Genomic DNA, 8511 nt, shown 5'->3' on the forward strand with positions numbered 1-8511 from the left:
GACAGGCACATGCCCGTCAGCCATGGATGATCAACCCTGGACGAGCTTGAGCTTGGTATCCAGGACCGCCAGCACCTGCCGGAGATCGTGGCCGCGCTTCATGATGTAGCCGCCGGTCGCGATCACGGCATAGGCGCCCTGACGGTTCCGAAGCTCGGGATCCTTCACGACCGTATAGAGCGGCATTTCGGACGAACGGCGGAAGATGGAGAACACCGCCTTGTCGCGCAAATGATCGATCGCATAGTCGCGCCACTCCCCGGCCGCCACCATGCGCCCGTAGACACGCAGGATCTCGTTCAGTTCCAGCCGGTTGAAAGCTATCAAGGGAACGGACTTGGCCGTTTCCGGTGGGTTCAGCGACACCAGCGTGGCGCTGCCACCGGATATCGCCTTGTCTTCACCTTCGCTCAATGGCGCCTCCTGTTGCGAGCCGCTCCGTCATCGAGCTGTCATGATCGCTCCGATCGGCGGCGCTGGCAAGGCGCGGCCGCCAAATGGTGCGCCGGCAGACGACATCGCGGCAGCGCGGTCGCTTTCACAATCCGTGAAGTCAGACGGCCCAAATTCCTTTATTCCGCCCTCTTTCGGCCCGGCACCGGCCGCATTGGCCCAGTAATTTCCAACAATCGCTTCGAACGGTCCGGCTTGGCCAAGGCTTCGGAATTTCTCAGCCCCCCAGCCCCCCGGGGTCCTCAGCTGGGCCGGACCACCTTCGAAAGCGGTTGGCGGAGAAGTGCGTTCCCCTCCCAAAAAAGCACCTCAAGGTCGGCTCTGCCGGCCTTTTTCTTTGCCTGTATGGCAGGGAACGCCCTCCGCCCTTGAATCCGGACCGACAACCGGCGATATCAGCGCCGCCTCGCTTGCGCGAGCCTGTTGCCGATCGCGTCCCCCGCCCGCCGATCCGTCCCGGGCCGGGACGTCGAAAATTCCGGAGAGAAAGCGTGTCAGACCAGAAACCCGCCGCAGAGACCCGTTCCTTCGAGGCCGAAGTCTCGCGCCTGCTGCACATGATGGTGCATTCGGTCTATTCCAATCGCGACGTCTTCCTGCGCGAACTGATCTCCAACGCCGCCGACGCCTGCGAGAAGCTGCGCACCCTGTCGCTGTCCGATCCGGCGCTGATCGACGACGGTGACGCCTTCCAGATCGTCATCGAGGCCGACAAGGACGCCCCGAGCGTCGCCATTGCCGACAATGGCATCGGCATGGACCGGCAGGAGCTGATCGACAATCTCGGCACCATCGCCCAGTCCGGCACCCGCGCCTTCCTGGAACAGGCGGGCGAGAACGCCAAGGGCTCGGCCCTGATCGGCCAGTTCGGCGTCGGCTTCTATTCCGCCTTCATGGTCGCCGACAGCGTCTCCGTCGTCTCGCGCAAGGCGGGCTCTGACGAGGCGTGGCGCTGGCATTCCGACGGCAAGGGCGCCTACGAGATCGAGCCGGCCGAGCTTTCCGAGGCGCCGTCGCGCGGCACCCGCATTGTGCTGCATCTCAACCCCGACAATGCCAGCTATGCCGAGACGGAGACGATCGAGCGCATCGTCACCGCCTATTCCGCGCATGTGCCGGTGCCGATCGTCCTCAAGCTCGCCGATGGCACCGAGGAATCGCTCGCCGATGGCAGCGCGCTCTGGCGCAAACCGAAATCCGCCGTGACGGAAGAGGAATACAAGGAATTCTACGGCCATGTCGGCGGCCGCTTCGACGAACCCGCCGTCACCATCCACTACCGCGCCGAGGGCAGGACGGAATATTCCGTGTTGCTTTTCGTGCCTTCGTCGCGGCCGTTCGATCTGTTCGAGCCGGAACGCCAGGGCAAGGTGAAGCTCTATGTCCGCCGCGTCTTCATCACCGACGAGGCGGAGATCCTGCCGCCCTGGCTGCGCTTCGTGCGCGGCGTCATCGATTCGGAAGACCTGCCGCTCAACCTGTCGCGCGAGATGCTGCAGAAGAACCCGGTGATCGAGACCATCGGCAAGGGCGTCACAAACCGCATCCTCGCCGATCTCGACAAGCTGGCGACCGACGATCCCGAGCGCTTCGCCAAGGTCTGGGAAGCTTTCGGCGCCGTGCTCAAGGAAGGCCTCTACGAGGCGCCAGACCGGCGCGACGGGCTGTTCAAGCTGGCGCGCTTCAAGACGACGACCGGCGGCGACAAATGGCGCAGCCTGGCCGAGATCGTGGCCGACTTCCGTCCCAACCAGACGGCGCTCTTTTACGCACTCGGCGATGATGCGGCGACGATTGCCGCCAGTCCGCATCTGGAAGGCTATGCCAAGCGCGGCGTCGAGGTGTTGATCCTCGCCGATGCGGTCGACGCCTTCTGGGTCCGCACGGCGCTTGGCTTCGACGGCAAGCCGTTCCAATCGGTGACGCAGGGCGCCGCAACGCTCGACCTGATCCCGGTGCTGGAGGCCGAAGCGGCCAAGGACGCCGAGAAGGACGAGAAGCCAGCCTCCGACGCAGCCCTCGCCGCGCTGACCTTGCGGTTGAAGCAGGCGCTGGGCGACAAGGTTTCCGAGGTGCGCGGATCCAGCCGGCTGGCGACGAGCCCCGCCTGCCTCGTGTCGCCGGAGTTCGGCCCGGACCGGCAGCTGGAGAAGATTCTGGCGAGCCGCGACGGCGCTGGCGGTCGGGCAGCCCAGATCCTCGAGCTCAACCCTGCGCACCCGCTGGTGGCCGGCCTCGCCGCCCAGGCGGCGGCAGGCGGGACGGCAGCCGAACGCGTCGACGCGGCGGCACCGCTGATCTTCGGCCTGGCGCGCATTCTCGACGGCGAAGCGCCGGACGAGCCGGCGGCATTCGCCAAGGCACTGGCGGCCTTGATGGAAAAGACCGTCATCTGACGATCGACATTCCTGCAGGAAAACGAAAAGCGCGGGCCCGCCCGCGCTTTTCGTTTTCGCCCGGCGCAAATGGGGCGCTTCTTCACCTCTCCCTGAGGGAGAGGTCGACGGCCGCAGGCCGGCGGGTGAGGGTTTACGGCCTCACCGGATAGTTCCCTAAACCCTCACCCGGCTCTTCGAGCCGACCTCTCCCTCAGGGAGAGGTGAAGAAGCGCCACGCGTCCTGGCAGAATATCCGCTGATGCACTGAACGGCGCCGAGCGCTCACCACTCCGCGCCCTTTTCGGAAAACGCCGCGCCCAAAATCTCGCCCGGCTCGCCATTGGCCGTTTCCGACTGCAACAGGATGGCGCAGCCATCGGCATTGGCCTGATGGTACTCGCTCATCGGCAGATCGACGTCGACGGCATCGCCCCGCCACATGGCGATCGGGCGCAGCTTGGTGACGACGTTGTAATATTGCAGCGTGCGGTCCTGGTTCTCGCCCGTGCGGACGGGCACCGCGACCTGACGCTTGTAGAGCGCCAGCCAGATCGTCGCCTTGCGCTCCTGCGGAATAGACAAGCCAGGAGACTCGCTGACCCGCACATGGATCGCGTCGCGAACCATTTCCATCTGCACGGGAATGGCGAGCGGCGGCTTCGATTTGAGGACAGCCTCGATCGCCGTGCGGTCGCTGCCGACGACATGGGTGGTGCCATTGACGATCATCTGGGGGGTGTAGATCTGGCGGTCGCCGCGGGCATTGGCATAGGCCTTCTGCCGGTCGGTGAACTCATGGCTGGCCAGCGTGTCCTTCCAGCCGAGATAGTCCCAGTAATCGACGGGAAGCGACAAGGCGACGATGTCGTCGCGCTTGGAAAAATCTTCCAGCACCTCGTCCGCGGGCGGACAAGACGCACATCCCTGGCTTGTGAAGAGCTCCAGAACCGCCGTGACTTTCGTGTCGCTGGCGGAGGCCGACAACGCCGGCATCACGCTCAAACCGAAGGCCAGGACGATCCAGATGGATTTAGGAACAAACATGTCCTGATACGTGTCCTGACCGTCCTGCCACCGCAACGCGCGAGGCGTGCCCAGACAAAATTAAGTCGGCGTTTATTCGGAAGCCATTCAAATAAGGGTGACCACTCGTGAACAGGGCGCCGTCGAAGCCGCTCCGAGGGAGCGTAAACCCGCGCTGTTGCTTAAAAAAGCAGCAGCGCGGGCCTTCACGAAATTACCGCGTAGGGCGACCTATTTCGGCTCAGGCAACCAGGTTGCGGAGCACGTATTGCAGGATGCCGCCGTTCTGGAAGTACTCGAGTTCATCCAGCGTATCGATTCGGCAAAGCAGCGGAACGACCTTCTTCGTGCCATCGGCGAAGGTGATTTCCGCATCCAGCATCTGGCGCGGCTTCAGATCGCCGGCAATGCCCTTGATCGTCACGGTCTCGTCGCCCTTGAGGCCGAGCGTCTGCCAGGAGACGCCTTCCTCGAAGACGAGCGGGACGATGCCCATGCCGACCAGGTTCGAGCGGTGGATGCGCTCGAACGACTGGGCGATCACGGCGCGGACGCCGAGCAGATTGGTGCCCTTCGCCGCCCAGTCGCGCGACGAACCGGTGCCGTATTCCTTGCCGGCGAAGACGACCAGGGGCGTGCCCTCGGCCTTGTACTTCATCGCCGCGTCATAGATCGGCATCTCGACGCCGTCCGGCTCGTGCAGCGTGAAGCCGCCTTCCTTGCCGCCCAGCATCTGGTTCTTGATGCGGATGTTGGCGAAGGTGCCGCGCATCATGACTTCATGATTGCCGCGACGCGTGCCGTACTGGTTGAAGTCGACCACGGCGACGCCATTGTCCGACAGATACTTGCCGGCGGGCGAAGCGGGCTTGATCGAACCGGCCGGCGAAATGTGGTCGGTCGTGATCGAATCCAGGAACAGGCCGAGGACGCGGGCGTTCTCGATGTCCGTGATGGCGCCCGGCTTGCGCTGCATGCCGACGAAATAGGGCGGGTTCTGCACGTAGGTGGACTTGTTGTCCCAGGCGTAGGTCTCGCCCTTGGGAACCGAGATCTTCTGCCAGTTCTCGTCGCCCTTGAACACGTCGGCGTACTTCGTCTCGAACATCTTCTTGGTGACGTTCTCGCGGATGAACTTGGCGATCTCGCGGTTCGAGGGCCAGATGTCCTTGAGATAGACGGGCTGGCCGTCAGAACCGGTGCCGAGCGGTTCGGTCGTCAGGTCGATCTGCAGCGAACCGGCCAGCGCATAGGCGACGACCAGCGGCGGCGAAGCGAGGTAGTTCGCCTTGACGTCCGGATTGACGCGGCCTTCGAAATTGCGGTTGCCCGACAGCACGGCGGCGGCAATCAGGTCACCCTGGTTGATCGCGGCCGAAATGTTTTCCGGCAGCGGGCCGGAATTGCCGATGCAGGTGGTGCAGCCGAAACCGACCAGGTTGAAGCCGAGCGCATCCAGATCCTTCTGCAGATCGGCGGAGGCGAGATATTCCTCCACGACCTGCGATCCCGGCGCCAGCGACGTCTTGACCCAAGGCTTCGACTTCAGGCCCTTGGCGACCGCGTTGCGGGCCAGGAGGCCAGCCGCGATCAGCACGCTCGGATTGGACGTGTTGGTGCACGACGTGATGGCGGCGATGGTCACGTCGCCATGACCGACCGTGTAATCGGTATCGGCAACAGCAAAGCGCTTGTCGGCCTCGCCGGGCTTCTTGAACTCGCCTTCGAGCGAGGCCAGGAAGCCGGTCTTGGCGTCGGTGAGCAGCACGCGGTCCTGCGGACGCTTCGGGCCGGCCAGCGACGGCAGAACCGAGGTGATGTCCAGTTCGAGCACGTCGGTGAAGACGGGATCGGCCAGGCCGGGCTCGCGCCACATGCCCTGTGCCTTGGAATAGGCCTCGACCAGCGCGATGCGCTCGGCCTTGCGGCCCGTCTCGTCGAGATAGGCGATGGTCTCGTCATCGACCGGGAAGAAGCCGCAGGTGGCGCCATATTCCGGCGCCATGTTGCCGATGGTGGCGCGGTCGGCGAGCGACAGGTGGTCGAGGCCGGGGCCGAAGAACTCGACGAACTTGCCGACGACGCCCTTTTTCCGCAGCATCTGCGTGACCGTCAGCACGAGATCGGTGGCCGTTATGCCCTCGTTCAGCTTGCCGGTCAGCTTGAAGCCGATGACTTCCGGGATCAGCATCGAAACCGGCTGGCCGAGCATGGCCGCCTCTGCCTCGATGCCGCCGACGCCCCAGCCGAGTACGCCGAGGCCATTGACCATGGTGGTGTGGCTGTCGGTGCCGACGCAGGTGTCGGGATAGGCGACGGTCTCGCCGTCAGCGGTCTTGGTCCAGACGGTCTGGGCCAGATATTCGAGGTTCACCTGGTGGCAGATGCCGGTGCCGGGCGGAACGACGCGGAAATTGTCGAAGGCCGACTGGCCCCACTTCAGGAAGCGATAGCGCTCCTGGTTCTGCTTGTATTCCTCGTCGACATTCTTGCCGAGCGCGGAAGCGCTGCCGAAGAAGTTGACGATAACGGAATGGTCAATGACCAGATCGACGGGAACCAGCGGGTTGATCCGCTTGGGGTCGCCACCGAGATTGACCATCGCGTCACGCATGGCGGCGAGATCGACAACGGCGGGAACGCCGGTGAAGTCCTGCATCAGCACGCGGGCGGGACGGTAGGCGATTTCGCGCTCATCCTTGCCGCGCGACACCAGCCAGTCCTTGACCGCCAGGATGTCGTTCTTGGTGACGGTGCGACCGTCTTCGTTTCGGAGCAGGTTCTCGAGCAGCACCTTCAACGAGAAGGGCAGCGTGGAGATACCGGGAAGCCCGTTCTGCTCCGCGTCCCTCAGGCTGAAATAGACATAGCTTTCCGCTCCGACCTGGAGAGTCTTGCGGGATTTAAAGCTGTCGGGATGCTCGTTGCTCACGATACGGTTCGTCCTCGTTTCTGTCGCGGAAACGCATGGCCGAAGTCGATGCACGAAGCGTGCCCGACCCGGTCAGGCGCACCCAAGAAGGCGGCGGAGTTTGGTCTCTGCACGCGGTCCATCCCTGGGGTGGTGACGCAGGTCTTGACCGCGGCGCGACCGGCGCGCCGGGTTGCAGGCCTTATAATGAATTTCGTAAGGAGAAGCCAGATCAACGAAAGTCGCTGCGCTTGGAATCTTTCAAAGCTGCTCAAAGGCACCCCGATCCGGCTGATTTGGCCGGCAGGAGCGGCGCATGAACCACGCGAATAGCCGGCTTTCGGCACGCGAGCTTGCTGTAAGTCGCGGCGGCCGCAGCATTTTTTCCCAAATCAGCTTTGCCGTCGCATCAACGGAGTTGCTGGCCGTCACCGGGGCCAATGGCGCGGGCAAATCGACGCTGCTGCGCGCGGTCGCGGGACTGCTGCCGATCGCCTCCGGCACGATTCGATTCGACGATGCGCGAAATAGCGACGCGACGACTAGCGAAAGCGCTCATTATTTCGGCCATCTGGACGGTTTGAAGCCAGCCTTGAGCGTATTCGACAATCTGGCGCTGTGGACGCGCATTGCCGGCAAACCGGGGCTTTCGACGCTGGAAGCGCTGGAAAAGGTCGAATTGGACCACCTCGATGACCTGCCGGCCGGCTATCTATCCGCCGGACAGAGGCGGCGCGCCAGTCTCGCGCGGCTGCTCGTCGTGCGGCGTCCGATCTGGCTGCTCGACGAACCGACCTCGGCGCTCGACGCCCGCTCGGAAGAAACGTTTGGCGCCCTTCTGGCGGAACATCTTGCCGAAGGCGGCCTGGCGCTGGCCGCGACACATCGTCCCCTCCCCGTCGCCAGTACCGCGACGCTCGCGCTCGGTGCCGCATGACCGGCTTCTTTTTCGGCCTGATCGGACGGACGGTGCGCCTCTCCCTGGGCGCGGGCGGCGGCGCTTTTGTCGGGCTTATCTTCTTTCTTTCGGTTGTCGCCGTGGTGCCGTTCGGCGTCGGGCCGGACATGAAGCTGCTCGCCCGCATCGGCCCGGCCATGCTGTGGATCGCGGCGCTGCTTGCCACCCTGCTCGGCCTCGACCGGCTGTTTCAGGACGACCGCGACGACGGCAGCCTCGATCAGTTCATGCTCTCCGGCCTGCCGCTGGAACTGATCGTGCTCGCAAAAGCGATAGGCCACTGGCTGGCGACCGGCCTGCCGCTGGTGCTGGGCGCGCCGGTGTTTGGACTGATCCTCGGCATGGACGCGCAGGCGATCGGGCTGGTGACGCTGACGCTGCTGATCGGCACGCCGGCGTTGATTTTCATTGGTGCGATCGGCGCTGCGCTGATCACGGCGCTGCGCCGGGGCGGATTGCTGGTGGCGATCCTGGTGCTGCCCTTTACCATCCCTGTGCTGATCTTCGGCGTCAGCACGATAACGGCGGCAACGACGACCGGCATGCCGGTCCTGAACCCGATGTTGATCCTCGTGGCCCTGACCATGGCCAGCGCCGTGATCGGACCTGTCGCCGGCGCGGCAGCGCTGCGGGCCGGGATGGACTGAGTTTTCCCGCTAGCGTCCCGGGCCTCTGCCATCATCCTGAGGTGCTTCGCGTGAGCGAAGCCTCGAAGGAGGGTCCAGCGGGCACTCCGTCTTGGAGTCGGCGAAACCCGCCCGCAATCTCCACCAAGAGAACTCCCTGGC

6 protein-coding genes are annotated in these 8511 nt (G+C 64.3%); 3 read left to right on the forward strand and 3 right to left on the reverse strand.

Annotated features, from left to right (window positions below; translation table 11 throughout):
• Positions 1-30: 30 nt before the first annotated feature.
• Complete coding sequence (locus OSH12_RS22670; protein WP_380224585.1) at positions 31-414, reverse strand: DUF2794 domain-containing protein; 384 nt, start codon at positions 412-414, stop codon at positions 31-33.
• Between the two features lie 530 nt (positions 415-944).
• Between OSH12_RS22670 and htpG the strand changes: the two genes are divergently transcribed.
• Positions 945-2849 (forward strand): molecular chaperone HtpG, encoded by a 1905-nt coding sequence (gene htpG, locus OSH12_RS22675; protein WP_266345907.1) that lies wholly within the window; start codon positions 945-947, stop codon positions 2847-2849.
• 264 nt (positions 2850-3113) lie between these two features.
• Here the strand turns inward: htpG and OSH12_RS22680 are convergent, their stop codons facing one another.
• Positions 3114-3875 (reverse strand): DUF1223 domain-containing protein, encoded by a 762-nt coding sequence (locus tag OSH12_RS22680; protein WP_266345908.1) that lies wholly within the window; start codon positions 3873-3875, stop codon positions 3114-3116.
• 220 nt (positions 3876-4095) lie between these two features.
• Positions 4096-6786: an aconitate hydratase AcnA gene (gene acnA, locus OSH12_RS22685; protein ID WP_266345909.1), complete on the reverse strand. Its 2691-nt coding sequence runs from the start codon at positions 6784-6786 to the stop codon at positions 4096-4098.
• A gap of 295 nt (positions 6787-7081) precedes the next feature.
• On the opposite strand from acnA, the gene ccmA reads away from it, so the two are divergent.
• Positions 7082-7702, forward strand: a complete 621-nt coding sequence (gene ccmA, locus OSH12_RS22690; RefSeq protein WP_266345910.1) for a heme ABC exporter ATP-binding protein CcmA — start codon at positions 7082-7084, stop codon at positions 7700-7702.
• On the forward strand, positions 7699-8370 hold the full coding sequence (ccmB, locus tag OSH12_RS22695; RefSeq protein ID WP_266345911.1) for a heme exporter protein CcmB: 672 nt from the start codon (positions 7699-7701) through the stop codon (positions 8368-8370). Before ccmA ends, ccmB begins: the two co-directional genes overlap by 4 nt.
• Positions 8371-8511 lie beyond the last annotated feature (141 nt).

The organism is Kaistia terrae (genome assembly GCF_026344005.1).
Taxonomy (GTDB): Bacteria; Pseudomonadota; Alphaproteobacteria; order Rhizobiales; family Kaistiaceae; genus Kaistia; species Kaistia terrae.

Bases quoted from the DNA above. Each gene is read 5' to 3' on its own strand.
- ccmA (WP_266345910.1), top strand. From the start codon at position 7,082: ATGAACCACGCGAATAGCCGGCTTTCGGCACGCGAGCTTGCTGTAAGT.
- OSH12_RS22680 (WP_266345908.1), bottom strand. From the start codon at position 3,875: ATGTTTGTTCCTAAATCCATCTGGATCGTCCTGGCCTTCGGTTTGAGC.
- ccmB (WP_266345911.1), top strand. From the start codon at position 7,699: ATGACCGGCTTCTTTTTCGGCCTGATCGGACGGACGGTGCGCCTCTCC.